This window comes from Streptomyces sp. NPDC005485 (assembly GCF_040606085.1).
GTDB lineage: Bacteria > Actinomycetota > Actinomycetes > Streptomycetales > Streptomycetaceae > Streptomyces.
This window is the reverse complement of sequence record NZ_JBEXDZ010000110.1, coordinates 1-25,846: the sequence shown is the minus strand read 5'-3', so window position 1 is coordinate 25,846 and position 25,846 is coordinate 1. Positions and strand designations below refer to the sequence as shown.

Sequence of the window (25,846 nt, the reverse complement as noted above, 5' to 3'; positions counted from 1 at the left end):
ACGGCGCGGCGTCCCTCCACCCCCGGGGCGCCGTGCCGCGATCCCCCCTGCCCGAAAGCGCAATGCATTTAAGAAGAGGACCCCCGAATGTCCTATCCGCTCGCAGCCACAACCCCAGCCCCAGCCGTGGAGACCCCACCCCACACCGGCGGCCTGCTCCTCCTCGTCGACGGCACCGCCGGACTGCTCACGCTCGCCGCCCTCGGTATCGCGCTTCTCCTCTTCCTGATCATCAAGGTCAGACTCCAGCCGTTCGTGGCCCTGCTCGGCGTCTCCATAGCCGTCGGCCTGGGAGCCGGGCTCTCGGTCACCGAACTCTTCGGCACCGTCCAGCGCTCGACGGCCGTCTCCGTCATCGAGACCGGCATGGGCGGCATCCTCGGCCACGTCGCGATCATCATCGGCCTCGGCACCATGCTCGGCGCGATCCTCGAAGTCAGCGGCGGCGCCGAGGTGTTGGCGTCCCGGCTGCTCAACCTCTTCGGCGAGAAGCGCGCGCCGCTCGCCATGGGCCTGACCGGCCTGATCTTCGGCATCCCGGTCTTCTTCGACGTCGGCATCTTCGTTCTCGCGCCGATCGTGTACGCGGCCGCCAAACGCTCCGGCAAGTCGATCCTGCTCTACTGCCTGCCCCTGCTCGCGGGCCTGTCGATGACGCACGCGTTCCTGCCGCCGCACCCCGGCCCGGTCGCGGCCGCCGGACTGCTGCACGTCGACCTCGGCTGGGTCATCCTCATGGGCATCGTCTGCGGCCTGCCCGCCGTGGCCGCCGCCTGGGGCTACTCGGCCTGGATCGGCAAGCGGATCTTCGTCGCCGTACCGCAGGACATGGTGGAGGCCGCGGCCGAGTCACGGCTCGCGGTCATCGAGGAGCAGCGGGCCTCCGGGGTCGAGCCGCGCGAGAAGCCGGTCCCGCTCGGCACGGTCCTCGGCATCATCGGTACGCCGCTGGTGCTGATCCTCGCCGCCACCTTCTCCTCCATCGCGCTGGACCCCTCCACGGGCCGCTCGGTCATCGAGTTCTTCGGCAGCCCCTTCGTGGCGCTGACGATCGCGCTGCTCCTCGCGTACTACCTCCTCGGCATCCGGCGCGGCTGGTCCCGCAAGTCCCTGGAGAGGGTGTCGACCTCGTCCCTCAAGCCGGTCGGCAACATCCTGCTGGTCGTGGGCGCGGGCGGCATCTTCGGCGCCGTACTGAAGGCGAGCGGAGTGGCGCAGGCCCTCTCGGACACCTTCAACGACGTCGGCCTGCCGGTGGTCGTCCTCGCCTACCTGCTCTCCGTCGTCCTGCGGGTCGCCCAGGGCTCGGCGACGGTCGCCATCGTCACGACGGCCGGCATCGTCGCCCCGCTCCTCGCCGAGGGCCACCACTCGCAGGCCTTCACCGCCCTCGTCATCATGGCCATCTCGGCGGGCTCCATCTTCGCCTCGCACGTCAACGACGGAGGCTTCTGGATGGTCGCCAAGTACTTCGGCATCAGCGAGCGCGACACCCTGAAGACCTGGACGGTCCTGGAGAGCGTGCTGTCGGTGGTCGGCTTCGCGGTGGCGGCGCTGCTGAGCGTGTTCGTGTAACGGCCGCATAGCTAAATGGGGGCTGGCTGTGTCCGACACAGGATCTTCGACCATACTTCGCGCTGTGGAGCAGCGCATAGGTTCGAAGAGCCAGCCCCTGGACGCCGCCGCGGTCAACCCGGCGTACGTCCCCGGGCTCACGTCGCCCGTGTCCGCCGACCTGAAGAAGGCGAAGCCGGAGGATTCCGCCGAGCCGGAAGAGTCCGTCGAGCCCGACGAGGCGGCACCGGCTGAGGACGAGGTCTCCGAGGAGGCCCCCGCCGAGGTGGAGGAGGCTTCCGCCGAGGCGGAGGAGACCTCTCCCGAAGAGGAGGACGAGGAGGAGGCCGTCGAGGGTCCCGTCTTCGAGGCCTCCGACCGGCGCGCGAGGATGATCGCCGACCACCGGGGCGTACGGCTCTTCCTGGACGACCAGGAGTGCGAGTTCCGCTGGGACGAGATCGGCGCCGTCGAGACGGAGACCCCGCGCTTCGGGAAGCGGTTCACGATCACCGTGTACACGCCCGAGAAGCGCTGGTACCCGATCGAGATCGAGGCGAGCGCCCGCAGCCGCTTCCAGGAGTGGGAGTCCGAGCTGGACGCGGTCCTGGACGCCTACTTCGAGGACGGTGACTCGCAGGACGCGGACGCGGAAGCGGACGCCGAGACCGAGACCGAGGCCGACGCCGAGGCCGAGGTGGAGACCAAGGCCGAGGACGACGAGGCGTAAGGCGCGGGGAACTGCGCGGCCGGCCACAACGGCCCCGCAGCTCCCCGACAACCGATCAACTCCGGTCAGCTCAGCTCGGCTCAACCCGGCTGAGCCCTAGCTGCAGTACTGGGCCTCCTTGCCGATGGACCGGTACATGCAGTCGGCGTTCTCCAGGAGCTGCAGCACGGCGTCCCGGTTGCGGGAGGTCTCCCGCTCGATGACCTCGTCGGGCGGGTAGAAACCGCCGCCGGAGCTGGACGTCGGGTACATCTCGAAGGTGTAGTCGAAGATCTTCTGGCTGCCCCAGAGATAGTCGTCGATCGAACCGTCGGTGATGTACAGGTCGCTGGACTGCTCCGGCGTGTAGCCGTTGCTGGCGGCCATCTTCTGGCCGACCGTCTTGAACGCGGCGGCGTCGTCCGCCGTCATGCCCGTCGCCGTGTCGTTGTACGTGTACCCGAAGGGCCACAGCACCAGTTCGCTGTACGTGTGGAAGTCGATGCCGGCCTTGATCTGCTGCTTGCCGCCGACGACCCGGCCGCGCACGAAGTCGGAGACCACCTTCACCTCGGGCGCCGACTCGGCGGACGCGCCGCGGTAGGTCTCGGAGGACTTGGAACCCGAGGAGCCGCCGCAGCAGCCCCACTTGTAGTTCCAGTTGCGGTTGAGGTCGGTGCCGACGTACGAACTGCCGCTGTTGGGCTGGCGGTTCTTGCGCCACGAGCGGTACGAGCCGGTCGCGATGTCGTACTCGCCGCCGTCCGGGTTGAGGTCGGGGACGATCCAGATCTCGCGGTTGTTCACCATGTTGGTGACACGGGAGTCGGAGCCGTAGCCCGCGCCGAGTTCACGCAGCAGGTACAGCGCCATCTCCACGGTGAGGTGCTCGCGTGCGTGCTGGTGGAAGGTGAGCAGCACCTCGGGCTCGGACTCGTCGGTCGCGACGTTGTCGCTGACCTTGATGGCGACGATGTCCCGGCCCTGGTAGGACTTGCCGATCACCCGCTTGCTCATGATGCTCGGGTACGCCGCCAGCCGCTGGTCGATCTCCGTGTTCATCTCGGCGTAGTTGTGGTACTTCGAGTCGGCAGACGGGAAGTCGTAGAGCCGTACGTCGTCGGAGCCGGCCGACCGGTTCGGTGCCGAGCCCAGCAGCGATACGTCGTAGCCGAGTTGTCGGAGCTTCTGGATCTGGGCCGCGCGGCCGGAGACGACGACCGTCTCCTCGTCCGCCTCGTCGACCGTGACTCCGGTCCGCTGGATGGCCGTACGGGTCACCGGGGTGGTGCTCTGGTGGATCTCGTACTGGCGGATGTCGTCGGACGAGGGCGCGGGCCCCCGGACACTGTCGGCGGTGGCGTGGGTCGCCGTGGCGGAGACAGGTGCCGCGAGTGCGACGGCCAGCAGGGTGGCGAGAGCGGCTGAGCGTCTGCCGCGGATACGAAGTCGCATGAAATCTCCTTGTGGGAGTTGGGGGTTGTTCAGTGCGACGTACGTGGTGCGGGTGCGGCGCTCATCGTGGGCGCATGGCATGCGCAGGTCAATAGATGACAAAGGGCCGGTGGCGCGAACCGGTCGAAAATCGGCCGGGCAGTGTACGCGCGAGGCCACCGTCCGTGGCCCCGGCGGGAAAAGTGCACCCACGGGTGTGATCCCCGGGTGCGCCGGGGGCGCGACAGCATGAAGAGTGAAGGCCCGCGCAAGAGGAGCCCCGCACTCCGGCTCCCCGGGCCCCGTCGTCCACCCGGTCGGCGAAGGCCCGGCACACACCCCAGAGGAACGGCTGATCATGGGCGGATCAGCGCCACCGAGGGAACCGCGCCTCCCGGAGCTCCTCCGGTCGGCGCGCCACCTGCCGGTCGAAACGACCAGCTTCGTCGACCGGCGGGGCGAACAGGCCGAGGGGCGCCGCCTGTTGGCCAAGGCGCGCCTGGTCACGCTCACCGGTCCCGGCGGCGTGGGCAAGACGCGCCTCGCCGGACGGATCGCGGCCCGCGTCGAGCGCGCCTTCCCCGACGGCGTGCGCTTCGTGCAGCTGTCCGGGCTGCACGACCCCGCGCTCGTCCCGCTCGCCGCCGCCGACGCGCTCGGCCTGCACGACCACTCCGACCAGCCGCCGCTGCGCGCGCTGATCGAGCAGGTACAGGGCCGCCGGCTCCTCCTCGTCATCGACAACTGCGAGCATCTCCTGTCCGCCTGCGCCGAGTTGGCGGGCGCCCTGCTGCACGGCACCACCGGCGTCCGCGTCCTCGCCACCAGCCGCCATCGCCTCGGCCTCACCGAGGAGCACCTGATGGAGGTGCGCCCGCTGCCGGTGCCCGACCCCGACGGCGACCTCTCCGACGCGGCGGGCCACCCCGCGCTCACCCTCTTCGCCGACCGCGCCGCCGCCGTCGTCCCCGGCTTCGCACTCACCCCCGCCAACCGCGCCTCCGTGGCCCGCCTCTGCCACCGGCTCGACGGCCTGCCGCTCGCCATCGAACTGGCCGCCGTCCGCATGCGCGTCCTCGGCGTCGACCAGCTCCTCGAACGCCTCGACGACCGCTACCGGCTGCTCACCACGGGCAGTCCCGCCGCCCAGCCCCGCCATCAGACCCTGCGCGCGGCCGTCGACTGGAGTCATGAACTGTGCACCCAGCAGGAGCAGTTGGTGTGGGCGCGCGCCGCGGTCCTCGCGGGCGGCTTCGACCTGGAGACGGCGGAGGCGGTGTGCGCGGACGGGGAGCGGGTCCGCTCGCACGACGTCCTGGAAGCCGTCGCCGGGCTCGTGGACAAGTCGGTGCTCTGCCGGGAGGCCATGGAGGGTGGTGTGCGCTACCGGCTCCTTGACACGCTGCGGCACTACGGACTCGACCGGCTGCGGCAGCTGCCCGGCGCGGACGGCGCGCCCAGTGAGGAGGACGCGGCCCGGCGGCGGCAGCGGGACTGGTTCCAGGAGCGGGCCACCGCCTGCGAACAGGCCTGGTTCGGCCCCGGGCAGCGGGAGATCGTCGCCCTGCTCCGCGCCGACCAGGACAACCTGCGGACCGCCCTGGAGTTCAGCCTCGCCGCGCCGGGCGAGGCGCACGCCGGACTGCGGCTCGCCGGGACCCTGTGGTTCTACTGGCACGCCTGCGGGGCGCCCCGCGAGGGCCGCTACTGGCTGGACCGTGCGCTCGACGCCGCCCCCGGGCCGAGCCGCGAGCGCGCCCGCGCCCTGTGGGTCGCCGGCCTCCTCGCCACCTGCCCCGAGGACCTCACCCGGGGCCGCCGCCTCGCCGAGCAGGCCCGCGACCTCGCCCGCACCCTCGGCGCGCACGCCGAGGCCGCCCACGCCGACCATGTGGTGGGCCTGATGGGGCTGTTCGGTGACGATCTGCCGGGCGCGCTGGAGCACTTCGAGCAGGCCGTGGCGCAAGGCCCCGTTCCCGGCAAGCTGCCCAGCATCGTCGGCCTCGACCAGGTCGAACTCGCCTGCGCCCTCGCCTTCCTGGGCCACGCCGACCGGGCGGTCACCGTCTGCGAGAGGGCCCTGCGGGTCTGCGAGGAGCACGGCGAGGAATGGGTGCGCTCGTACGTCCTGCGGGTGCTCGCCCTCGCCTACACCGTCAAGAAGGAGTGGCGGCGCGCCGAACCGCACGCCCGCGAAGCCCTTCGCCGCAAACTCGCCGTCCACGACGTCATCGGCATCGGGCTCACCCTCGACCTGCTGATCGTGATCGCCGCAGCCCGCGGCGCCCACGAGCGCGCCGCCGTCCTGCTGGGCGGCGCCGACCGCGTCTGGGCCGACATCTCGCCCGACCGCTTCGGCTCCACCACCTACAACTCCGCCCGCCGCACCAGCGAGGCGCGGGTACGCGAGGTCATCGGACGACGGGACTTCGAGCGGGCCTACCGGCGGGGGAGCGGCCTCGGACTCCCCGACGTCGTCGCCTACGTCCTCCGGGAGCCGAAGGCCCGGCCGGCGACCTCACCCCCGGGGCGTGAGACGAACGGCACCTCGCTCACCCGGCGCGAGAGCGAGGTCGCCGTGCTCGTCGCCGAGGGGCTGGCCAACCAGCAGATCGCCGACCGGCTGGTCATCGCCCGCCGCACGGCCGAAGGCCACGTCGAACGCATCCTCAGCAAGCTCGGGTTCAACAACCGGAGCCAGATCGCGGCGTGGGTGTCGGCGCGGAGAAAGTGAGCCCGTCCGGAGCCCGAGGGCGAGGCCGTCCAAAGAATCCCCACAGACAGGACCCCCATGAGCACACCCCAACCCCCGTTGCAGCACAGCGAGTTCGACCACCGGATGGCCGTCTTCGGGTCGGATGACGAGTGGATCGCGGCAGCCCTTCCCTTCCTGGAGGAGGGCCTGGCCGCACCTCAGGAGCCCCCGCCCACCGTCATCGCGGCCCCCGCGAAACTCGACCTCCTGCGCGACGCGCTCGGCGCGGACGCGAAGGCCATGACCTTCATCCCGCACACGGACTGGTACGCGGGCTCGGCGGCCAACGCCGTCTCGCAGAGCGCCGGTTACCTCGCCGCCCACGCCGGCCCCGGCGGCCGTATCCACCTCCTGATGGAGCCCGACTGGTCCGGCCGCGCGGGCCGTTCGGCCCGTGAGACGGCGGAGTGGATCCGCTACGAGTCCCTCGCGAACCTCCTCTTCGCGCCGTTCAGGACCACGGCCCTGTGCGCGTACGACACCCGCACCGCGGGCTCGGCCATCGTCGACGCGGCCCGCCGCGCCCACCCCGACACCCCGGTGTACGAGGCCCCGGCCCGGCTCGTCGGCGAACTCGACGCGTTGCCCTTGCCGCCGCCCCCGCCCGGGGCGGACCTCCTGGAGACCCCCGACCCGGAGGCCGTACGGGCCTGGGCGGTGGCCCGGGGCCTGGCCCCCGCGGAGGCCGGACTCTTCGCGGCGGCCGTCGCGGAGGCGGCCCCCGGCCCCCTGGCCGACGGCGCCCTGCTCTGGGGCGACGCCCCGGCCTGCGTCTGCGAACTGCGCACCGCGGCCCGCGTCGACGACCCGCTCGCCGGCTTCGTCCCGCCCGCCACGGCGGAACTCGAACCGGGCCAGGGGCTGTGGTTCACCCGCCAGGTCTGCGCGTACGTGGACATCCGCGACCGGGGCGAGGGGTCGGCGATCCGCATCCAGTACGCGTGACCAGGGAGGCGGGAAGCGGAGTCCAGGTATCCGGGTACGGAAACAGGTAGTCCTCCCCGTGTGTGCGCGGGTGCGGGGAGGCCACCCTGGACGCATGCTGCAACTCTCCGGGGGGCACCTCCCGGACCCCGATCCTCCGTACGGCCCGTTTCCCCAGCCGCCCATGGGGGCAGGCCATCTGAGCATCGAGTACGACCCCTGTCCCACCGCGGCCGGCGAGGCCCGCGCGGAGGTCCGCAGGCAGTTGGAGGGATGGGGGCTCTCGGAGCAGAGCGACACGGTGGAACTCCTCGTCAGTGAACTCGTCACCAACGCCCTGCTGCACACGGCGAGCCGCTTCCGCCTCACCCTCACCGCGGCGCACGGAGTCCTGCGGTGCGAGGTCGCCGACTCCTGCCGCCGCAAGCCCCGGGTGTTCGGGACGGGGGTCACGGAGGACCGGGAGAACGGCCGGGGGATGTTCCTGGTGGATGCGCTTGCCCGGCGCTGGGGCTGCCATCAGGACGGGCCGGGCAAGACCGTCTGGTTCGAGCTCGGCACGTGCGGGACGGACGGCTGTGGTCGGCGACAGCCGTAGCCCGCGAGTTCCGGACGATGTGTCCACCGCCCGGGACCACAGCCCGGGCCCCGGCGGCGTGCCCGGCCGCCGGGGCCGTTCGATCCCGTACCGGATCAGAGGCCGTGCACGTGCGGTCCCACCGCGTTCGACCAGGCGTTGCCCGCCGACGCGTCCCAGTTGGTGGACCAGGTCATCGCACCGCGCAGCGCCGGGTAGGTCTTCGACGGCTTGAAGGAACCGCAGCTGGTGCCCTTGGCGAGGCAGTCCAGGGCGTTGTTCACGACCGTCGGGGAGACGTAGCCGCTGCCCGCGCCGCTCGTGGAGGCCGGCAGACCGAGGCCCACCTGGGCCGGGGAGAGGCCGCCCTCCAGCTGGATGCAGGCCAGTGCCGTCAGGAAGTCCACGGACCCCTGGCTGTAGACCTTGCCGTCGCAGCCCAGCATCGAACCGCTGTTGTAGTACTGCATGTTGACGACCGTGAGGATGTCCTTGATGTTCAGGGCCGTCTGGAAGTAGGCGTTCGACGTGGACTGCATGTCGATGGTCTGCGGGGCCATCGTGATGACGAGCGAGGAGCCCGCCTTCGAGGAGAGGGACCTGAGCGCCTGCGACATGTACGTCGCGTTGAGTCCGTTCTCCAGGTCGATGTCGACGCCGTCGAAGCCGTACGTCTGCATCAGCGAGTAGACCGAGTTCGCGAAGTTCGTCGCGGACGTCGAGTCGCTCACCGAGATGGTGCCGTTCTGGCCGCCGATGGAGATGATGACCTTCTTGCCGGCGGCCTGCTTGGCCTTGATGTCCGCCTTGAACTGGTCGACGGTGTAGCCGCCGAGGCCCGCCGAGTCGAGGTTGAAGGTCACCGCACCGGGCGTGCCGGTCGCGTCCGCGAAGGCGACCGCGATGATGTCGTACTGGGACTGGACGTTCGAGATCTTCTGGACCGTCGCGCCGTTGTTGAAGTTCTGCCAGTAGCCGGTGACGGCGTGCGCCGGGACCGCCCCGCCGCCTCCGCCCCCGCCGGATGCCGCCGTCGTCCCGGTGACCGCCGTCGACTTCGCCGACTCACCGGCCGAGTTGGTCGCCGTCACCCGGAACGAGTACGACGTCGAGGCGGCCAGGCCGGAGACGGTGGCCGAGGTGCCGGTCACCGCCGTCACCTTCGTACCGTCGCGGTAGACGTTGTACCCCGTGGCGCCCGACACCGTGTTCCAGGACAGGGAGACGGACGAGGAGGTCGTGGAGGCCACCGCCAGTCCGGCCGGCACGGCGGGGATCGTGGGCGCCGGGTCGCCGCCACCGCCGCCGTCGGGGCCGTACACGGACACGTCGTCGGCGTAGTACGCGGCCTGGCCGTACCAGCCGTGCGTGTACACCGTCACCGATGTGGTCGAGGCGCCCGTGGTGAAGGTGGTCGTCAGCTGCTTCCAGGAGGACGAGTCGGGGGTCCAGGTCGACACGTCCGTGGTGCCGGTGCCGGTCGCGCCGAGGTAGGCGTACCCGCCCTGCACCCAGGCGCTCAGCGTGTAGGTCGAGCTGGGCTTGACCGCGACCGTCTGCGTGCACTTGGCGTTGTCCTGCCCGGCGGGCGTCGCCTTCAGCGCTGCCGAGCCGCCGTGCACCGGTGAGGAGACGGTGGCCCCGCTGCCGGCGGAACAGGTCCAGTTGCCGAGGCCCGACTCGTAGCCGCCGTTCCTGACGTTGTTGACGTCCGCGGCCGCGGCCTGACCGGCCAGGGAGGTGAGGCTGAGGGCGGACGCCCCCAGCACGGCGGCGAGGACGCCCGCCCAGGCGCGTCTGCGTGGGGGTATGGCTGGTGCGCGGTCCACTGGGGCCTCCGGTGAGGGGGTGGGACGGGGGGAGGGGGAATGCGGAACGGTGGCCACCGTCGTGGAGGTACAAGTTGGTCCAGACCAATCAGGTTGTCAAGACCTTTGGAGAGCTCAACCCCCTTCGAGTGCAGGCGAGTTGTGGCATATTCGCCTTACTCTGCGTTGATCAAGGCCGCACCTTCGGTGAGTTGATCTAGGGGATTCGGTGTTGAGCGGGCCATGCCGTGGATATGGTGCTGATGCAGGACGATGCAGAAGGACGTCACAGGGGCGTTCTGGGGCGGTGTCGACCACTCCGCCGCAGGAAAAGGCCCGCCGCAGCGAACGGGGTGTGTGCAGCGTGCCGACCGCGATAGCCGTCACCAGTCCCGACCTGGTGCTGCCACCGCACGACCGCCAGACCCCGCCCGCCGTCGTCCAGCCGCTGGACACGCTGGAGAGCTCCCTCGTCGGGATGCACGCGCTCATCGAGCAGCACGGCTATGTGATCGCCCTCTACCCCGCCTCCGTCTCCGGTGACCTCACCCGGCGGCTGCACACCGTCCGCTCGGTGCTGGAGAGCGACCGCATCGCCCTGCTCGGCATTGATTTGCCGCCCCTCGGACTCGCCCTCCTCGCCCAGCAGTTGAGGCAGCTGTCCGTCTGCGACTTCAGCCCCGGCGTGCTCGCCTCCGCCGCCCGGCTGCTCGCCCACTACATCTACGCAGGGGCCCTGCTCGGCTCGGTCGCCAAGCTCGACCGGGTGCCGGTGTCGCTGAAGTCCCACGCCAAGTCCTGGGTCCCGGGCGCCCAGTTCGCCGTACTGGCCAACCCGCGGCCCCAACTCGTACGCGTGGGGCAGGAGGAGCTCGCGGGCCCCGAGTTCGGCACCCGGATGCTCGTCGCCGCCGGTCAGCCGCCCTCCGACTGGGTCGCGGCCACCCTCGCCCCCGGCTGGAACGTGCAGGGCGTCACCACGGTGCCGCTGCCCGAGGAGTCCGCGCGCTGGTGGGGCACCACCAGGATCGCCGAGTTCGCCGCCGGACTGCACGACGTCTCCGTGCTCTACCAGCTCGTGTCGTCCGTGCGACGGGAGGAGTGCCACTGGTGCGGCCTCGAACTCATCGGTGACCGCTGCGGGTTCTGCTCGGCACCGCTGCCACCCCCGCCGGAGCTTCCGACGGCCCCCGTCCGGGCAGGTACCTCGGTACGCGCTCTGCCCCGAGGCGCCACATAAGCACCCTGAGCACTCCTGAGTACCAGGCACGACCGCTCGACCCCGCTGTCCCCCGCTCCGATCGAGGTTGTCCAGGTCATGCTGCATCACCCCGGGGGGTCACCCCCGGACCCCCGGCCGAAACGCAGGCCCGCTCCCGTACCCGGCACCGCTCCACGAGGTGAGATCTCATGAACTCGCGCCAGCGCCGCGGCGTCATCCTGCTGGTCCTCTCGGCCCTAGCCGCCGTCGGCGCGTTCGCCGGAGTGCTCTCGGTGATCCGTGACGTGAACTCGAAGGTCGGCCCTGAGGTGGCGGCGTACCGCCTCAGGAGCGACATCGCGCCCTACAAGGAGCTGTCGGCCGACCAGTTCGAGAAGGTCTCGATGCCCGAGCGCTGGCTGTCGAGCACGGCCGTCACCAGCCTCTCCCAGATCCGCGGCAAGATCGCGGTGACGAAGCTGCAGAAGGGCTCCCTGCTGCAGACCGACATGATCGTGAACCGGCCCGAACTGGCGCCGGGCCAGCAGGAGATCGCCATCATGATCGACGCGGCGACCGGCGTCGCGGGCAAGATCAACCCGGGCTCGCGGGTCAACATCTACGCCACCTTCAAGGCCGAGAACGAGAAGGGCGCCGACCAGTCCAAGGTCATCGTCGAGAACGCCCGCGTCATCGACGTCGGCAAGCTGACCGCCCTCGACCCCGGCCAGTCCAGCAACGACCGGCGCCGCACGGCCACCGAGGCCGTCCCCATCACCTTCGCGCTCGACACCGCCGACGCCCAACGCGTCGCGTACGCCGAATCGTTCGCCGAACACGTCCGGCTCGCCCTGGTCGCGGGCGGCGCCGGCACGACCGTCCCGCCCGGCGACCGCACGTACACCCTCGACGAGGACAAGTAGGAGGCCGCGCATGACGACCGCTCCCGCTGGGACCCGTCGCAGGGCCCATCGACTCGCTGCGATCCGCCGTATCTCCCATGGGGCCGCCGCGACCCGCCGTAGTGGGACCCGCCGATGACCATCCGCATCCTCCCCGCCGTCGGCGACATCGACTCGGCCCGCGCCCTGACCACCCTGCTCAGCCAGCTCGCCGACGCCGAACCCGCCCCGCCCGTCCCCGACTCGACGGCGCTCCTCGACACCCTCGCGCGCCTGGCCGCCGAGTCCCTGGACGAGCTGCCCGAGGTCGTCCTCGTCCACGAGCGGATAGGCCCCGTCCCGGCGCTCGACGTCGTCCGCGACGTGGTGATGCGCTTCCCGGCGGTCGGCGTCGTCCTGATCACCGCCGACACCAGCACCGGCGTACTGACCGCCGCGATGGACTCCGGCGCCCGCGGCATCATCGGCCTGCCGCTGGGCTACGACGCCCTCGCCGAACGCGTCCAGGCCGCCGCCGCCTGGTCCCTCGGCATGCGCCGCCACCTCGGCAGCGGCACACCCGAGCTGTACACCGGCCCCGGCGGCACCGTCGTCACCGTCACCGGCGCCAAGGGCGGAGTCGGCGCGACCGTCACCGCCGTCCAACTCGCCCTCGCCGCCCAGGCGTCCGGCCGTACGGTCGCCCTGATCGACCTGGACCTCCAGTCCGGGGACGTGGCGTCGTACCTGGACGTCCAGTTCCGCAGGTCGGTCGCCGACCTCGCGGGCATCGCCGACATCAACCCGCGCGTCCTCCAGGACGCCGTCTACACCCACGACAGCGGCGTCGCCCTGCTGCTGGCCCCCGCCGAGGGCGAGCGCGGCGAGGAGGTCACCGACCGGGTGGCCCGGCAGATCCTCGGGGCCCTGCGCTCCCGCCACGACGTCGTGGTCGTCGACTGCGGCTCCCAGATGAACTCCGCGACCGCGGCGGCGGTGGAGATGGCCGATCAGGCGCTGCTCCTCGTGACCCCCGACGTGATCGCCGTCCGCGCCGCCAAACGCATGGTCCGCATGTGGGACCGCCTCCAGATCCGCAAGGCCGAGGAGACGCTCACCGTCGTCAACCGCCACTCCCGCGGTACGGAGATCCAGCCCGCCCTCGTCGAGAAGGTCACCGGCACCAAGGTGGCCCGCGCCGCCGTCCCGGCCGCCTTCAAGGAACTCCACTCCGTCGTCGACGCGGGCCGCCTCCAGGACCTGGACGCCCGCTCGACGGTCAAGCAGGCGCTGTGGGCGCTGGCTGGAGAGCTGGGGCTCGTCGCCGTACCCGAGAGCGGCGGAGGCGGCGGCCGACGCCGCAAGGGCTCCTCCGCCGACCGGGGTGCCCTCGCCCTGCGCCGCAAGGGCGGCGACCGGGGCGCGGTCACCCTCGAATTCGCCGGAATGTTCCCGCTGCTGCTCGTCGTGATGACCATCCTGTGGCAGTGCGTGCTGTACGGCTACACGTACTCCCTCGCCGGAAACGCGGCGGACGAGGCGGCGCGGGCGGCTACGGCGGCGTACGCGGTCGACGGCGACGTCGGCGGGGCGTGCCAGACGGCCGGGAGCGGGCATCTGCCGGGCGCCTGGCAGGGCGCGGACATCAACTGCGGCGTGGACGGCTCCGTCATGAAGGCGACGGTCACGGTGGACGTACCGCTGTTCTTCCCGGGCTTCGACGCGGGATGGCACGTCGACGGGACGGCGGGCGCCGCGCTGGAGGGGGACGACGGATGAGGCGCCTGAGTCGGCTGCTCAAACGGCTCCGGGACGACCGGGGCGTCTCGATGCTGGAGTTCGCCGGATTCCTGCCCATCCTCCTGGTCATCGGCATGGCGGCCATCCAGCTCGGGCTGGTCGGGTACGGCATCAACCAGGCGGGATCGGGGGCGCGGGCGGCGGCTCGGGTGGCTTCGCAGGACGGGGACGGGTCGGCAGCCGGGGCCGCTTCCGTCAGTGGATGGCTGGACCCGGACGTACCGCCGCCGGCGAGGGGTGCCGACACCACCACCGCGACCGTCATCGTCCACGTCCCCTCGGTCATTCCCTTGTTCGGCGGCGGCTGGGACGTCCAGCGCTCGGCCACCATGCCCAACGACAACGACGACTGAACAGAACGAAGAGAGGAGTTGACGACATGAGCCTGCGTTCCCGCATAGCCGCCCCCGACGAGAAGGGCCCCGACCGCGAGGACGGACATCTCGTCGCCGTCTACCGCGCCAAGCTCCTCGAAGAGATCGACCTCGCCGAGATGTCGAGCCTGGCGGCGGCCGAGCGCCGGGTGCGCCTGGAGCGCGTGCTCGGCCACATCATCAGCCGCGAGGGCCCCGTCCTCTCCTCCTCCGAGCGCTCCCAGCTGATCCGCCGGGTCGTGGACGAGGCGCTCGGCCTCGGCGTCCTCGAACCGCTCCTCGCCGACGCGTCGATCACCGAGATCATGGTCAACGGCCCGGACTCGATCTTCGTGGAACGAGGCGGCCGGGTGGAGCAACTCCCCCTGAGATTCGCCTCCAACGAGCAGCTCATGCAGACCATCGAGCGCATCGTCTCGACGGTCAACCGGCGGGTGGACGAGTCCAACCCGATGGTCGACGCCCGCCTCCCCACCGGCGAGCGCGTCAACGTCATCATCCCGCCGCTCGCCCTCACCGGCCCGACCCTCACGATCCGCCGCTTCCCGCGCGCCTACACCCTCCCCGAACTCATCGGCCTGGGCTCGCTCGACGAACAGATGCTGATGCTCCTCGCGGCCTTCGTCCGGGCCCGCTTCAACGTCATCGTCAGCGGCGGTACCGGCTCGGGCAAGACCACCCTGCTGAACGCCCTCTCCGGGCTGATCCCCTCGCACGAGCGCATCATCACCATCGAGGACTCGGCCGAACTCCAGCTCCAGCAGGAGCACGTGATCCGCCTGGAGTCCCGCCCCGCGAACGTCGAGGGCAAGGGCCAGATCACCATCCGCGACCTGGTCCGCAACTCCCTGCGCATGCGCCCCGACCGCATCATCGTCGGTGAGGTCCGCGGCGGCGAGACCCTCGACATGCTCCAGGCCATGTCGACCGGCCACGACGGCTCCCTCGCCACCGTGCACTCCAACTCCGCCGAGGACGCCCTGATGCGGCTGCAGACCCTCGGCTCGATGTCCGAGGTCCAGATCCCCTTCGAGGCGCTGAAGGACCAGATCAACTCCGCGGTCGACGTCGTCGTCCAACTCGCCCGCCACGCGGACGGTTCCCGCAAGATCGCCGAGATCGTGCTGCTCGTCTCGCACGGCCGCGAACAGTTCCGCATCGCGCCCGTCACCCGCTTCGTCCCCCGCCCCATCGGCCCCGACCGCGTCGTCCACGGCCACTTCGAGCACCTCCCGCTGCCCCGCCCGGTCGCGGAGAAGCTGTACGTCGCGGGCGAACCGCTGCCCCAGGCCTTCGGCGTAGCCGAGGCCATCGACGTACTGAACACGAGGCAGGCCATCGGATGACGCTGACGGGGTTCCTGCGGACAACTCTCAGGAGGTGCGAGTCGTGAACAGTGAGGCGGCTCTCCTCGCCCTCGGTGCCACCGCCTTGTGCGGGGCGCTCGCCGTCGCGGGCGTGCACACGTACGCCTCGGGTCGCGCCCAGCGCCAGGCCCTCGTCGACCGTCTCTCCTCAGGCGGCCCCCTGCGCACGGCCGCCGGCCGTGTCCGCCGCTTCGCCTCGATCGACCGCAGGCTGCGCCGGACCCGCCTGGGCCGCACCATCCACCTGCGCCTGTCGGCGACGGGACTCGACGTCACGGCGGGGGAGTTCGCCACCTACGTCGCCGTCGTCATCGTGGCGCTCTGGCTGCTCGCGGCGGCGACGCTCGCCCCCTTCTTCGGGCCCATCGCCGCCTTCGTGGTGGTGTGGAGCGCGGCCATCTTCCTCAACTGGCAACGCCAGAAACGCATCGAGGCCTTCATCAACCAACTGCCGGACGTGGCCCGCCTGCTGGCCAACGCCACCGCCGCGGGGCTCGCCCTGCGGACGGCCCTGGCGATGGCGGCGGAGGAGCTGGAGGCCCCGGCCGGCGAGGAACTCGCCCATGTCGCCGACCAGTTGTCCCTGGGCAGGACCATCGACGACGCCCTGGGCGAACTCGCCGAGCGCCTCCCCTCCCGCGAACTGATCGTCCTCGTCACCACCCTCGTCCTCGCCAACAAGGCGGGCGGATCGGTCGTCAGCTCACTGCGCAACCTCACCCAGACGCTGGAGGACCGCAAGGAGACCCGCCGCGAGATCCGCACCATGCTCTCCGAGGTCAACGCGACGGCCTTCACCGTGCCGCTCCTCGGCCTCGGCTCCCTCGTCCTGATCAACTCCTCGAACGAGGGCGCGCTGGCCCGCGTCACAGGCTCCCCGCTCGGCCAGGGTCTGGTGCTGGTCTCGCTGGGCCTGTACACCGTCGGCTTCTTCGTCATCCGCCGACTCGGCAAGATCGAAGTCTGAGGGAGGAGTCACGATGCTCTCGCTGCTGCTCGCCCTCGCGATGGCCGTGTCCGTCGCGGGCGTCCTCCTCGGCATCCGCATGATCCGCGCCGACGCCAAGCTGCCCGGCGACCTCGCGCTCGCCCTGGAGGTCGGCGGGACCCGCGTCTCCAAGGCGGACTCGGTCGTCGACCGTCTTGGCATGCGCTTCGCGCCCATGGTCCTGCGCCTGATGGGCCCCCGCCGTGTCGACGCCAAGCGCCGCCGCATCGACATGGCGGGCAACCCGGGCGGCCTGACACTGAACCGGTACGCGGCCCGCCGCGCGGTGTACGGCATCTTCGGCGTCGTCCTCGGCCTCGTCTTCCTCTCCAACGGCCAACTCCTCTTCGCCGTCCTGACGCTGGCCTTCGGCCTGATGGCCGCCGACGGGCTCATCTGGCAGGCCATCCGCGAACGCAAGGAGGTCATCGACCGCACCCTCCCCGACTTCCTGGACGTCCTCGCGGTCGTCGTCTCGGCGGGCCTCGGCTTCCGCCAGGCACTGGACCGGGTCGCCGAGAAGTACGAGGGTCCGTGGGCCGACGAGTTGAGGATCACGCTGCGCCAGATGGACATGGGCGTCAGCCGCCGCCAGGCCTTCGACGAACTCCGCCGCCGCAACTCCTCGGAACAGGTCGCCCAGTTCGTCTCGGCGCTCCAGCAGGGCGAGGAGCTGGGTTCCCCCATCGCGGAGACGCTGATCCAACTGGCCACGGACATGCGCCGCACCGACGCCCAGAACGCCCGCCGCCGCGCGGCCCGCACCATCCCCAAGGCCACGTTGGTCACCCTCGTCTTCATGCTCCCGGCAACGATGATCCTGATCGCGACGGGCATGTTCCTGGGTTCGGGGACCAACTTCGGCTCGATTCTGGGGCGATGATGGGGGGCTGGGCCGTGCCACTGCGGGGAATCGTCGTAGCTGTGGGCATGCGTGCCGCCAGGGGCGGCACGGGTGGGCACAGCGGCACCCCGCAGGTGCCGGGCTCGCCATCCCACCTCGACGGCAACCCCCACCCCGGGTACGTCAAACAGGGGCCAGCCACCAGCAGAGGTTGGCCAGGGGGAAACGCCGGGTACCTCGCGGACGACGCCCCCGCCCCGGGAAACGTCCGCCTCCAGCTCAACGCCCTGCAGGCCCTGTGTCGCCAGGCATTCGCCGTACGCCTCGCAGCCATCGCGATAGGCACCCCCTTCGCGATGACCAACGCAACAGGCGCCCCCGCCCGCTACGGCGTCCTGGCCGCGGCCGTCCTCGGCATCATGGGCTCGTACGCCATGCTCAGGGACTGGGACCGGCTGGCCCCCCGGCTCCTCGCCCACCCCACGCTGCTCGCCGCGGACCTGACGTTCGGAGCGATTCTCCTCCTCACCGCGTCCCCCGCCTCACCCCTCGCGTACGCGACGGTGTGCACCCCGCTCCTCGCGGGCCTCCTCTACGGCTGGCGCGGCTCGGGCATCTTCACGGGGCTCCAGCTGGTCGTACTGCTGACGGTGTACCGGGCCTGGGAGCACCGCCCCGGATCCGGTGCGAGCACTCTCCTCATCGCGGGCTTCTGCATCGGCGCCGGCATCATCGGCGTCACCCTGCGCAACCTGATGTTCCGCTTCGGTACGGCGAGTCAGGCGCTGTCGGAGGCGATGTCACGGCTGGCGGTCGCGGAGGCGGTGGAATCCGAACGGGCCCGCCTGGCCCGCGAGATGCACGACTCGGTGGCGAAGACCCTGCACGGCCTGGCCCTCGCTGCGGACGCCCTCGCGACGTCGGCGGACTCCTGCGACCCGGGTGTGCTCAAGCGCCAGGCGACGGTGGTGGCGGGCGCGGCCCGCAGGGCCGCCGCCGAATCCCGGGACCTGCTCTCGGACCTGCGCCACCGAACGGACCTGACCGCACCGCCGCCAACCCTGACGGCAGAACTCGCCGCTCAGGTGGCGGAGTTCACCACCCGCACCGGCATCAGCGCGACCTACCACCCCCCGCCCGACGCCCGACCCCTCCCGCGCCCCACCACACACCACCTCCTGGCGATCGTCTCCGAGGCGCTGGAGAACGCGCACCGCCACGCGAGGGCAGCCCATGTGGAGGTCGAACTCGAAGCCTCCGACACGGAATTGGACCTCCGCGTACGGGACGACGGAGCCGGACTCCCGTCCGGCATCGCTCTCGACGACCTGACCAGAACCGGCCACTTCGGGCTGCTCGGCATGGCGGAACGCGCCGCGTCGCTCGGCGGCTCCCTGCACCTGAGCCGCCGCGCCTCCGGCGGCACCGAGGTGGCGGTACACCTCCCGCTCCCGTCGTCCGCTCCTTCCTCCCGCTCCGCTCCCTCCGCTCCCCACGCTTCCCAAGAGGAGGCCGCACATGCCTGACCAGCACCTTCTCGTCGGTCCATCCCTGCGCGTACTCGTCGCCGACGACAACCCCGTCGTACGAGCCGGACTGACGGCCCTGCTGAGCGCCCACCCCGACATCGAGGTCGTAGCGGCCGAACCCGATGGCGAGAAGGCCCTGTCCTCCGCGGCCCGCCTCCATCCCGACGTGGTCCTCCTGGACGTCCGCATGCCCGGCACCGACGGCCTCACCGCCCTTCCCGGACTGGCCCGCCTGGCCCCGGTGATGATGCTGACGTACAGCCGAGAACCCGAGGTCGTGGCAGAGGCGATGCGCCGCGGCGCGTCCGGTTACCTGATCCACGGCGAGTTCACGGCCCCTGAACTCATCGCGGCGGTAAGGGACATGAGGGAGGGCAGGCCCACTGTCTCATCCTCGCTCGGCGTTTCCTACGAACTCCGTGAACACTCTTCGCAAGTGCAACCAGTTATGGCAGAGTCTTCAGCGGCTCGACTCGCACATGTGGCGGCACTTCACCGCCACACCCCCAATCAGCCGGACTTCGGCCTGAGTTCACGGGAGGTGGAGGTCATGGATCACATCGCGTCCGGCATGAACAACCAGCAGATCGCCGCCGCCTGCTTCATCAGCGAGAAGACCGTCAAGAACCACATCAACCGCATCTTCGCAAAGCTGCACAGTTCCTCCCGCAGCGAAGCCATCGCCCACTGGCTGGGCACCGCCCACGAGGGGTGGACTCGATGACTCCGATTCGCCCACCGTCCAGGAGAAGTTGGGCCCCTGGACCCACCCGGAGTAGGCGGGGTCTCACGTACGGTGCTCGGGTCGGTAGTGGCGTCGGGTGGGAGGACAGTGACGATGAGCAGCTTCGAGAGGTGGACGCGGACCGTCGTCTCCCGGATGCGGGGCGGGGAGCGGGACGCGGGGGCCGGGTTTGTGGAGTATGCGGGGCTGATGATCATTATTGCGGGGATCTTTACGTTGATCGACGGGCTGGGGTTGGACGGGTTGATCTCCAACGCGATCCTGAACGCCGTGAACGACGTGATCGGCGGCTGACCGCCGTACGCCTGGCAAGCGATCGAGGGCAGACGCTCCCCATCTACATCTGGCTGACGGGGATTCTGCTCTTCGTCGCGTTCGCCTTCTTCGCGTTCGCCCAAGCAGCGTCCGCCCGCAATGGAGCTCAATCTGCGGCGGACGCTGCTGCGTTGGCGGCGGCGCAGGACGCCCGGGACGAGCTGATGGACCAACTGGGCGGCGCCATCGGCCAGGACGACAACTGGCTGGACTGGCTGGATGGCGGGTTGAATCCTGCCGGTACGGGAGCCGCGGCGGCGGCTCAGGAGTTGGCGGCGGAGAACGACGCGACTCTCGAGGGCGGTGTGCAGCAGGTTGTGAGTAGCGGCTATCCCGGATACCGGGCCGACATCCAGACCAACTACACCGTCGGTGATTCGATCATCCCAGGTACGGAGGGCATGCAGGCCAGGGCCCATGCCGTAGCCGTCATCCAGCCGCGCTGTGATTTCGACCTGGACGCGGATCCCAAGAAGTCCGTCGAGCTGGACTGTGATGGCGAGATCGTGAACATCGACCCCGAAGATTTCGATCCGGACGACCTTCCTGACGCGTCCGTGCTGTTCTCTGTGCATCTGGCCTAGTGAGAGGAAGTCGTACCGATGGATCTCCGGTGCACCACGAAGGGCCGCAGGGCGCTGTCCACAGTGGCGATCACTACTGCGTTGCTTTTCGCCGTGGCCGGCTGTGGCGGGGGCGGCGACGACAAGTCGGACAAGGGACCGTCATCCTCGACTCCCTCCGCGGGTTCCAGTTCGACTGGTGGAAAGGCGTCAAAGACGCCAGATACGAGTGAGGTGCTGGCGGAGGTGAAGGGGGAGAACGGCATCACGCTCTCCATTTCTTCCGCCAAACGTGATGAGGGGGGCTTCGTCACGGTGGAGGGAACGGTGACAAACGGCACCGATGGTGCCCTCGCCATGGGTAACTGGCGTGGTGATGAGCGCGAGTTGGCGAAGAACGGCGGCTCTATGGCGGGTGCCAGCCTGGTGGACCAGAAGGGCAAGAAGAAGTACCTCGTCCTGCGTGACACCTCAGGACGATGCCTCTGCACACAATTCACCGGAGGGGTCGGAGCCGGGGCAAGCACGCAGTGGTTCGCCCAATTCCCCGCCCCACCCGAAGGCACCACAAAGCTCGACTTCCAAGTCGGCTCCATGCCCCCCGCCTCCATCGAACTCTCCGAGGGCGAGTAGCCATGGCCCTCACCCCCCGCTCCGGCGTCACGCTCACGGCCCTTGCCGTGCTGGCCACGCTGACGCTGGGAGCCCCGGCGTACGCGGACGACGACGACCCCAGTGCGCCCCCGGGCAGCGTCACAACCTCCCCACCCCCCGAAGTGGACGCCAACAGCCCGGGCCTGAAGCTCGCGGACGGCGCGACCCTCGCCCCCGCCAAGGTCCTGGACATCAAGTCGGTCGTAGAAGATCTCGGGGGTGAGGAGCGCCGGGAGGACACGAACGAGGACGTGACGTTCGCGCTGCAGGCGGAGGTCCTGTTCCCCAAGGACAGCTCGAAGCTGAACCCCGAGGCCAAGTCCCGTATCCAGGCGATCGCGGACGAGATCAAGGCGCAGAACGCCTCGACGGTCAGGGTGTTCGGATTCACGGACAACCTCGGCTCGTACGCGCACGGCCTGACGCTCTCCAAGAAGCGCGCGGAGGCGGTCCACGACCAACTGGCGTCCGCGCTCGGCTCCGACGAGGACGTCACCTTCGAGGTACGCGGCTACAGCGAGGACTACCCGATCGCCGACAACACCTCGGAGCAGGGCCGCAGGAAGAACCGCCGCGTGGAGGTGACGTTCCCGAGGGGCTCGTCCGCGGACGACAAGAACAGCGACAGCGGCAGCGGTAGCGAGCAGGGCTGACTCCTTGACCAGGTTCGACCACCGCATCGTCGTACTCGTCAGCATCAAGGGCCTGCGTACGGACTGCGAGCTCTTCGAGGAGGCATGCGTCCAGAACGGCTGGGCGATCCTGGAGCAGCCCGCGCATCCGACGGGGCGTGAGCTGTGCGTCGTGCAGTACACGGTGGAGATACGGCTGCCGGGCACGTACGGCGGGGCCGTGCGCGGCGCACGGCTTCAGGTCGAACAGGTCGGCCGGGGCCGCCACCTCGACCTCCATGTCCGCGCGACGGACCGACTGGAGCCGGACAGCAGGGACCGCCCGCTCTGGTACGTGTACGTGGACCCTCCGACGGCGCCCCCCGCCTTCGTCCCCGCCTGGGCGTGGTCCTGCGTGCGCCGGACGGCCGTGCGACTCCGTCTGCGTGACACCGGCCGCCAGGTGCGCGCGGAGAGCGAGGCGGAGGCGCTGCGGCTGGCGCGCCGCACGCTGCCCGGTAAGGCGCCGGCGCCACCCGGAATCCGGGTGCGGAGCCAGAAGCGGAACCCTGAGCGGCCCCAGGCCATGCGGTGGGGTAACCGGGCGGTGTGGAGGCGCCTCATCTACCTGATCGTCGCCACGGCGATGGGGGCGGCGATGCTGGGCTATGCCCTGAATCGCGAGAGCACCGCGGGCACGGTGCTGTCGATCGTCACCCTCGTGCTGGTGGGCGCGGGTTTCGCTCTGGTGCTGCTCCGGCGGCGTTGGCAGAACCTGGAGGCGTGGAGCAAGGACGACAGCGGGCTCGTCCTCATGTCCACTGCGGGGATGCTGGTGTGCGGCTTCGGGGTGGGTATGGACGGAGACGGTTCCGACGCCTGGGAACTTCCGGCCACCGCCCTGGTCTTTCTCCTCCTGCGCGGCCTCTTCCTGTTCATCCGCCAGCGGTCCTGGCGCACCTGGGTGCCATGGGTGCTCCCCGCCCTGCTGCCGTTCGCGTTCGGCGCGTTCCCCGGCGTCGGATCGTTCGTCCACCTCACGTACCTGGACGTGTTCGGCGTGAGCCTCGGGGACGTGGGCGTACCGGCGTACTGGCAGCTGTTCGCCGCGCTCCGCTGGGTGGCGGTCGTCCTGGTCCTGCTCATCGGCCCGGCGTTGTACGGCTACATACGGCATATGCACTGGAGCGTGGAGGACCGCACGCTGTTCGGGATCTCCCTGATGGCGTTGCTGATCGTCGCGGCGCTCATTGCCGGTCAGGCAGTCGTCATCGGCCCCGCGCACGATGCCGGAATCGCCGCCCGCCGAGCAGCCGCCCGGGGCGGGACTCCGGCTCCGTACTACGGCATCGAGCCGCAATGGGTCTGCGCGAGCCCCCTGGCCGACAGCAAACCGGGCGAAATCCCGGTCCAGGGAGGCGAGTTCAGCCCGACCCGCCCCTACCTCATGCTCGGCGACTCCGACGGCACGGTCGTCCTCTGGGAACCAGGCCCCAGGAACGCCCCGGACCAAGGCCACGCCCTGAAGCTCCCGCTGGCCCGCCTGAGAATCGCCCCGACGGCGACTCCCTCGGCGCCCTGTTCCTGAGGGCGACTGCCTACTCGGCGGGGGCGTCGGGCGGAGGGCCGGCCACGAAGGAGCCCATGCCGGGAGTCGTGGTGATGAGGCCCTCTTCGCGCAGGGCTGCAGTGGCTTTGCGTACGGTCACGCGAGACACGTCAAACTCCTGCTCCAGCTTCACTTCCGAGATGAGCCCGCGTACGGGGTACTCACCGCCGGCGATCCTCGCCCGGACCACCTCGGCGATCTGGTGCCACTTGGGCCTCGTCGGGTCGAATTCGAACACAGGTGGACTGTACGTAGGGGCATAGCTGCGTGCATAGCGGCCCCTTTAATAAGCTAGGTATAGACAGGCATTTACAGGTTGGCCTACCGTGGGGCGACAGACGCCCCCGCGACCGCTGGTACGGCCCGGGGGCATGGCCAACGCTGAAAGAGAAACCGGAGCGTCGACATGCTGGACCTTACCGTCAGACTCCTGGCCCGGATGCTGAGCATCTGCACACCCCGCCCCCGCGGCCGACACCGCGTCGGAGCGGTGCCCGCCCTGCGCTTCACCCCGCCTCCGCCCCGCTTCACGGAACTGCTCGACGGCACTGCGTCCGCCCTCGTACGCCCCTACCTCCTCACCCCTGACGAACGCCGCCACCAACGCGACCGACGCCGCGCCCTGTACCTGGCGACCCTCGGCATCGACGTGGGACCGGACCACATCCACGGCATCCCCGTGCCCGTGGGGGCGCCCCGATGACCGGCCCCGTGCGCCGCCCGGTCCGTATGTGCGCCCGCTGCGAACGCACAACCGAGGACCCGGTCCTGGTCCACGAGGTCCACGCCGCGAGCGGCCCCGGGTTCAACGTCTACGCCTGCCCGGCCTGCGCGGACCACTACCCACCCGTGACCGATGTCCTGGACCTCCCCGACGCCACCCCGAGAGCCACGGCCTTCCCGCCCGCGTGCCGTCAGCCCGGACGGAGCGGGTAACTCTCGCCGAGGCGCTGCGGAACCACGACACTGGAGAGGCGCGGGCGCCCCTCGCGGCGCCCCTTCCTCTCCCCCTCAGCGAGGTCCGCCATGCGAAAGATCGTCCTGATGATGTCCGTGTCCCTCGACGGATTCATCGAGGGGCCGCACCGCGAGATCGACTGGCACCAGGTCGACGAGGAACTGCACCAGCACTTCAACGACGAGGTCCGCAAGCTCGGCGGACTGCTGAGCGGGCGGGTCACGCACGAGTTGATGGCCGACTTCTGGCCGACCGCGGACAAGGATCCGGGCAGTACGCCGGTCATGGTCGAGTTCTCGGGTATCTGGCGGGACATGCCCAAGGTCGTGTACTCGCGGACGCTGGAGCGGGCCGACTGGAACACCACCGTCGTGCGGGAGGTGGTTCCCGAGGAGGTGCGGGCCCTCACGGCGCAGCCGGGCGGGGACCTCGGACTCGGCGGTGCCGATCTCGCCGCGACGTTCCTGCGGCACGACCTGGTGGACGAGTTCCGGGTGTACGTCCACCCGGTCATCCTCGGCCGTGGCAAGCGGCTCTTCCCGGATGCCGACGCCCTGACCATGCTCCGGCTCGCCGAGACACGGACCTTCGGCAACGGAGTCGTACTGCTGCGCTACGAGCGTGCCAACACGCCTGAGACGTAAAGCGGTTGTCCGTCGGGCGGAGGGTCGGTAGGAAGGCCGTATGACTGGACTCGGTGTTGTGTTCCGACCCCAACTGCCCCCCGAGCGACTGCGCGCGATGGCCCGGCTCGCCGACGAATCCGGGCTGGAGGAGCTGTGGCTGTGGGAGGACTGCTTCCTCGAAGGCGGGATCTCGGCCGCGGCCGCCGCCCTCGCCTGGACGGAACGCGTCCGGATCGGCGTGGGGCTCCTCCCCGTCCCGCTGCGGAACGTCGCCGTCACCGCGATGGAGGCCGCCACCCTGCACCGGCTGTTCCCGGGGCGCGCCGTCATCGGTGTCGGGCACGGCGTGCAGGACTGGATGGGACAGGTCGGCGCCCGGGCCGAGTCGCCGGTCACGCTGCTGCGCGAGTACCTCGACGCGCTGCGCGCCCTGCTGCGCGGTGAACGGGTCAGCACGGACGGGCGGTACGTGAAACTCGACGACGTCGCCCTCGACTGGCCGCCGGCCGAGGCCCCGGACATCCTGGCCGGTGCCACCGGCCCCCGCTCGCTGCGGCTCTCCGGAGCGCACGCGGACGGCACGATCCTCACCGCCTCCACCGCACCCGAGGGCGTACGGCGGGCGCGGCAACTCATCGACGAGGGGCGGGAGTCGGCGGGTCGCACCGGCCACCACCCGGTGATCGTCTACCTCCACACGGCCACCGGCCCGGACGCGGCCGCCCGGCTGCGCGCCGAGATCGAGGCGGGCGGCGAGGACTCCCTGCCGGAACACGGCGTCGCCGGGGACGCGGACGCGGTCGCCAAGGCCGTCCAGCGCCTCGCGGACGCCGGCGCCGACACCGTCGTCCTGCAGCCCACCGCCGACGAACCCGACCCCGAGCGCTTCCTCCGCTTCGCAGTCGACGAAGTGCGCCCGCTGGTGCCCTAGGGGGTGTTTTGAAAGTCCCGCACAGCACCCACGGCGCCCGGCACGCACCCTCGCCGCACCGGCCGAAGCCCCAAGTACGTCCAGTACGA

26 protein-coding genes are annotated in these 25,846 nt (G+C 70.6%); 23 read left to right on the top strand and 3 right to left on the bottom strand.

Annotation, left to right across the window (positions count from 1 at the left end; genetic code table 11):
• The first annotated feature begins 87 nt into the window (after positions 1 to 87).
• The gene (locus tag ABZS97_RS30310; protein WP_356142715.1) at positions 88 to 1,575 is read left to right on the top strand and encodes a gluconate:H+ symporter; all 1,488 of its coding nucleotides are present in this window, start codon (positions 88 to 90) and stop codon (positions 1,573 to 1,575) included.
• A 64-nt stretch (positions 1,576 to 1,639) separates the two neighbouring features.
• Positions 1,640 to 2,284 (top strand): hypothetical protein, encoded by a 645-nt coding sequence (locus ABZS97_RS30305; protein WP_356142713.1) that lies wholly within the window; start codon positions 1,640 to 1,642, stop codon positions 2,282 to 2,284.
• A gap of 96 nt (positions 2,285 to 2,380) precedes the next feature.
• Here the strand turns inward: ABZS97_RS30305 and ABZS97_RS30300 are convergent, their stop codons facing one another.
• On the bottom strand, positions 2,381 to 3,718 hold the full coding sequence (locus tag ABZS97_RS30300) for a M14 family metallopeptidase (protein ID WP_356142711.1): 1,338 nt from the start codon (positions 3,716 to 3,718) through the stop codon (positions 2,381 to 2,383).
• A 337-nt stretch (positions 3,719 to 4,055) separates the two neighbouring features.
• Between ABZS97_RS30300 and ABZS97_RS30295 the strand changes: the two genes are divergently transcribed.
• From ABZS97_RS30295 to ABZS97_RS30285, 3 genes are all read left to right on the top strand, one after another.
• Positions 4,056 to 6,431 carry a LuxR C-terminal-related transcriptional regulator gene (locus ABZS97_RS30295; protein ID WP_356142709.1) on the top strand — a complete coding sequence of 792 codons (2,376 nt, stop codon included), beginning with the start codon at positions 4,056 to 4,058 and terminating at the stop codon, positions 6,429 to 6,431.
• A gap of 57 nt (positions 6,432 to 6,488) precedes the next feature.
• A complete protein-coding gene (locus ABZS97_RS30290; protein ID WP_356142707.1) occupies positions 6,489 to 7,397 on the top strand; it encodes an MEDS domain-containing protein in 909 nt (302 codons plus the stop codon).
• Between the two features lie 163 nt (positions 7,398 to 7,560).
• Positions 7,561 to 7,974: an ATP-binding protein gene (locus ABZS97_RS30285; RefSeq protein WP_356142733.1), complete on the top strand. Its 414-nt coding sequence runs from the start codon at positions 7,561 to 7,563 to the stop codon at positions 7,972 to 7,974.
• Positions 7,975 to 8,069: 95 nt separating this feature from the next.
• Here the strand turns inward: ABZS97_RS30285 and ABZS97_RS30280 are convergent, their stop codons facing one another.
• On the bottom strand, positions 8,070 to 9,722 hold the full coding sequence (locus ABZS97_RS30280; RefSeq protein ID WP_356142731.1) for a glycoside hydrolase family 18 protein: 1,653 nt from the start codon (positions 9,720 to 9,722) through the stop codon (positions 8,070 to 8,072).
• Between the two features lie 403 nt (positions 9,723 to 10,125).
• On the opposite strand from ABZS97_RS30280, the gene ABZS97_RS30275 reads away from it, so the two are divergent.
• The 14 genes from ABZS97_RS30275 to ABZS97_RS30210 all read left to right on the top strand — a co-directional run bounded on the left by ABZS97_RS30275 (position 10,126) and on the right by ABZS97_RS30210 (position 23,221).
• Entirely contained in the window at positions 10,126 to 11,001 is an 876-nt protein-coding gene (locus ABZS97_RS30275) for a hypothetical protein (protein WP_356142705.1), read from the top strand.
• Between the two features lie 170 nt (positions 11,002 to 11,171).
• Positions 11,172 to 11,885 carry a Flp pilus assembly protein CpaB gene (cpaB, locus tag ABZS97_RS30270; protein ID WP_356142703.1) on the top strand — a complete coding sequence of 238 codons (714 nt, stop codon included), beginning with the start codon at positions 11,172 to 11,174 and terminating at the stop codon, positions 11,883 to 11,885.
• Positions 11,886 to 11,999: 114 nt separating this feature from the next.
• Positions 12,000 to 13,622, top strand: a complete 1,623-nt coding sequence (locus ABZS97_RS30265; protein ID WP_356142701.1) for an AAA family ATPase — start codon at positions 12,000 to 12,002, stop codon at positions 13,620 to 13,622.
• Positions 13,619 to 13,996: a TadE family protein gene (locus tag ABZS97_RS30260; protein WP_356142699.1), complete on the top strand. Its 378-nt coding sequence runs from the start codon at positions 13,619 to 13,621 to the stop codon at positions 13,994 to 13,996. Before ABZS97_RS30265 ends, ABZS97_RS30260 begins: the two co-directional genes overlap by 4 nt.
• Before the next feature lie 26 nt (positions 13,997 to 14,022).
• Entirely contained in the window at positions 14,023 to 15,363 is a 1,341-nt protein-coding gene (locus tag ABZS97_RS30255; protein ID WP_356142697.1) for a CpaF family protein, read from the top strand.
• Positions 15,364 to 15,406: 43 nt separating this feature from the next.
• Entirely contained in the window at positions 15,407 to 16,351 is a 945-nt protein-coding gene (locus ABZS97_RS30250; protein WP_356142695.1) for a type II secretion system F family protein, read from the top strand.
• Positions 16,352 to 16,364: 13 nt separating this feature from the next.
• Entirely contained in the window at positions 16,365 to 17,255 is an 891-nt protein-coding gene (locus tag ABZS97_RS30245) for a DUF5936 domain-containing protein (protein ID WP_356142693.1), read from the top strand.
• Between the two features lie 47 nt (positions 17,256 to 17,302).
• Positions 17,303 to 18,742 (top strand): ATP-binding protein, encoded by a 1,440-nt coding sequence (locus tag ABZS97_RS30240; RefSeq protein ID WP_356142691.1) that lies wholly within the window; start codon positions 17,303 to 17,305, stop codon positions 18,740 to 18,742.
• Positions 18,735 to 19,469 carry a response regulator transcription factor gene (locus ABZS97_RS30235; protein ID WP_356142689.1) on the top strand — a complete coding sequence of 245 codons (735 nt, stop codon included), beginning with the start codon at positions 18,735 to 18,737 and terminating at the stop codon, positions 19,467 to 19,469. Before ABZS97_RS30240 ends, ABZS97_RS30235 begins: the two co-directional genes overlap by 8 nt.
• 114 nt (positions 19,470 to 19,583) lie before the next feature.
• Entirely contained in the window at positions 19,584 to 19,784 is a 201-nt protein-coding gene (locus ABZS97_RS30230) for a hypothetical protein (RefSeq protein ID WP_356142687.1), read from the top strand.
• Positions 19,781 to 20,389: a pilus assembly protein TadG-related protein gene (locus ABZS97_RS30225; RefSeq protein ID WP_356142729.1), complete on the top strand. Its 609-nt coding sequence runs from the start codon at positions 19,781 to 19,783 to the stop codon at positions 20,387 to 20,389. Before ABZS97_RS30230 ends, ABZS97_RS30225 begins: the two co-directional genes overlap by 4 nt.
• Before the next feature lie 18 nt (positions 20,390 to 20,407).
• Positions 20,408 to 21,001, top strand: a complete 594-nt coding sequence (locus ABZS97_RS30220) for a hypothetical protein (protein WP_356142685.1) — start codon at positions 20,408 to 20,410, stop codon at positions 20,999 to 21,001.
• Positions 21,002 to 21,003: 2 nt separating this feature from the next.
• Positions 21,004 to 21,675: an OmpA family protein gene (locus tag ABZS97_RS30215; protein WP_356142683.1), complete on the top strand. Its 672-nt coding sequence runs from the start codon at positions 21,004 to 21,006 to the stop codon at positions 21,673 to 21,675.
• Positions 21,676 to 21,679: 4 nt separating this feature from the next.
• A complete protein-coding gene (locus tag ABZS97_RS30210) occupies positions 21,680 to 23,221 on the top strand; it encodes a hypothetical protein (RefSeq protein ID WP_356142681.1) in 1,542 nt (513 codons plus the stop codon).
• Between the two features lie 10 nt (positions 23,222 to 23,231).
• On the opposite strand, the gene ABZS97_RS30205 is transcribed toward ABZS97_RS30210, so the two are convergent.
• Positions 23,232 to 23,480, bottom strand: a complete 249-nt coding sequence (locus ABZS97_RS30205; RefSeq protein ID WP_356142678.1) for a GntR family transcriptional regulator — start codon at positions 23,478 to 23,480, stop codon at positions 23,232 to 23,234.
• A 168-nt stretch (positions 23,481 to 23,648) separates the two neighbouring features.
• Between ABZS97_RS30205 and ABZS97_RS30200 the strand changes: the two genes are divergently transcribed.
• From ABZS97_RS30200 to ABZS97_RS30185, 4 genes are all read left to right on the top strand, one after another.
• Positions 23,649 to 23,945 carry a hypothetical protein gene (locus ABZS97_RS30200; RefSeq protein ID WP_356142674.1) on the top strand — a complete coding sequence of 99 codons (297 nt, stop codon included), beginning with the start codon at positions 23,649 to 23,651 and terminating at the stop codon, positions 23,943 to 23,945.
• On the top strand, positions 23,942 to 24,178 hold the full coding sequence (locus ABZS97_RS30195) for a hypothetical protein (RefSeq protein ID WP_356142672.1): 237 nt from the start codon (positions 23,942 to 23,944) through the stop codon (positions 24,176 to 24,178). The genes ABZS97_RS30200 and ABZS97_RS30195 overlap by 4 nt, the downstream gene beginning before the upstream one ends.
• 90 nt (positions 24,179 to 24,268) lie before the next feature.
• Positions 24,269 to 24,844: a dihydrofolate reductase family protein gene (locus tag ABZS97_RS30190; RefSeq protein WP_356142670.1), complete on the top strand. Its 576-nt coding sequence runs from the start codon at positions 24,269 to 24,271 to the stop codon at positions 24,842 to 24,844.
• Positions 24,845 to 24,884: 40 nt separating this feature from the next.
• Complete coding sequence (locus ABZS97_RS30185; RefSeq protein ID WP_356142668.1) at positions 24,885 to 25,757, top strand: LLM class flavin-dependent oxidoreductase; 873 nt, start codon at positions 24,885 to 24,887, stop codon at positions 25,755 to 25,757.
• Positions 25,758 to 25,846 lie beyond the last annotated feature (89 nt).

What these genes read in the sequence shown, in the direction of transcription:
- ABZS97_RS30235 (WP_356142689.1), top strand. Translation starts at nt 18,735, where the DNA reads ATGCCTGACCAGCACCTTCTCGTCGGTCCATCCCTGCGCGTACTCGTC.
- ABZS97_RS30195 (WP_356142672.1), top strand. Translation starts at nt 23,942, where the DNA reads ATGACCGGCCCCGTGCGCCGCCCGGTCCGTATGTGCGCCCGCTGCGAA.
- ABZS97_RS30185 (WP_356142668.1), top strand. Translation starts at nt 24,885, where the DNA reads ATGACTGGACTCGGTGTTGTGTTCCGACCCCAACTGCCCCCCGAGCGA.
- ABZS97_RS30220 (WP_356142685.1), top strand. Translation starts at nt 20,408, where the DNA reads ATGGATCTCCGGTGCACCACGAAGGGCCGCAGGGCGCTGTCCACAGTG.
- ABZS97_RS30190 (WP_356142670.1), top strand. Translation starts at nt 24,269, where the DNA reads ATGCGAAAGATCGTCCTGATGATGTCCGTGTCCCTCGACGGATTCATC.
- ABZS97_RS30285 (WP_356142733.1), top strand. Translation starts at nt 7,561, where the DNA reads ATGGGGGCAGGCCATCTGAGCATCGAGTACGACCCCTGTCCCACCGCG.
- ABZS97_RS30255 (WP_356142697.1), top strand. Translation starts at nt 14,023, where the DNA reads ATGAGCCTGCGTTCCCGCATAGCCGCCCCCGACGAGAAGGGCCCCGAC.
- ABZS97_RS30240 (WP_356142691.1), top strand. Translation starts at nt 17,303, where the DNA reads ATGCGTGCCGCCAGGGGCGGCACGGGTGGGCACAGCGGCACCCCGCAG.
- ABZS97_RS30290 (WP_356142707.1), top strand. Translation starts at nt 6,489, where the DNA reads ATGAGCACACCCCAACCCCCGTTGCAGCACAGCGAGTTCGACCACCGG.
- ABZS97_RS30300 (WP_356142711.1), bottom strand. Translation starts at nt 3,718, where the DNA reads ATGCGACTTCGTATCCGCGGCAGACGCTCAGCCGCTCTCGCCACCCTG.
- ABZS97_RS30200 (WP_356142674.1), top strand. Translation starts at nt 23,649, where the DNA reads ATGCTGGACCTTACCGTCAGACTCCTGGCCCGGATGCTGAGCATCTGC.
- ABZS97_RS30230 (WP_356142687.1), top strand. Translation starts at nt 19,584, where the DNA reads ATGAGCAGCTTCGAGAGGTGGACGCGGACCGTCGTCTCCCGGATGCGG.
- ABZS97_RS30260 (WP_356142699.1), top strand. Translation starts at nt 13,619, where the DNA reads ATGAGGCGCCTGAGTCGGCTGCTCAAACGGCTCCGGGACGACCGGGGC.
- ABZS97_RS30295 (WP_356142709.1), top strand. Translation starts at nt 4,056, where the DNA reads ATGGGCGGATCAGCGCCACCGAGGGAACCGCGCCTCCCGGAGCTCCTC.
- ABZS97_RS30310 (WP_356142715.1), top strand. Translation starts at nt 88, where the DNA reads ATGTCCTATCCGCTCGCAGCCACAACCCCAGCCCCAGCCGTGGAGACC.
- ABZS97_RS30215 (WP_356142683.1), top strand. Translation starts at nt 21,004, where the DNA reads ATGGCCCTCACCCCCCGCTCCGGCGTCACGCTCACGGCCCTTGCCGTG.
- ABZS97_RS30265 (WP_356142701.1), top strand. Translation starts at nt 12,000, where the DNA reads ATGACCATCCGCATCCTCCCCGCCGTCGGCGACATCGACTCGGCCCGC.
- ABZS97_RS30245 (WP_356142693.1), top strand. Translation starts at nt 16,365, where the DNA reads ATGCTCTCGCTGCTGCTCGCCCTCGCGATGGCCGTGTCCGTCGCGGGC.
- cpaB (WP_356142703.1), top strand. Translation starts at nt 11,172, where the DNA reads ATGAACTCGCGCCAGCGCCGCGGCGTCATCCTGCTGGTCCTCTCGGCC.